This window comes from Sphingomonas sp. AC449, from assembly GCF_979253475.1.
Genome location: NZ_CEEDCZ010000094.1, coordinates 1 through 237 on the forward strand (window position 1 = coordinate 1; position 237 = coordinate 237).

Sequence of the window (237 nt, forward strand, 5' to 3'; positions counted from 1 at the left end):
GGTCGAGGTCGCCGCCGAACGAGAAGACGCCGGGGAATGTCGAGCCCAGCACGAGATATTTGATCGGCAGCTCCTTCGACCTGCAGGCGTGATCGATACCCGCCTGCCACTGCGCGAAATCGGCGAGCAGCCCGGGCTTGAAGCTCGGCCGCGCCGTCGGCCGCATATAGGTCCACAGCGTGTCGAGCTCCGGGTCGAAGCTGACCTCGAGCTGGTCAAGCGCGAACAGGCCATGGT

The 237-nt window shown here is 65.4% G+C and carries 1 pseudogene; it reads right to left on the bottom strand.

The features are described 5' to 3' along the window. Positions 1-237: pseudogene (locus AC0CH3_RS17955) on the bottom strand (crotonase/enoyl-CoA hydratase family protein); the annotation flags it as partial.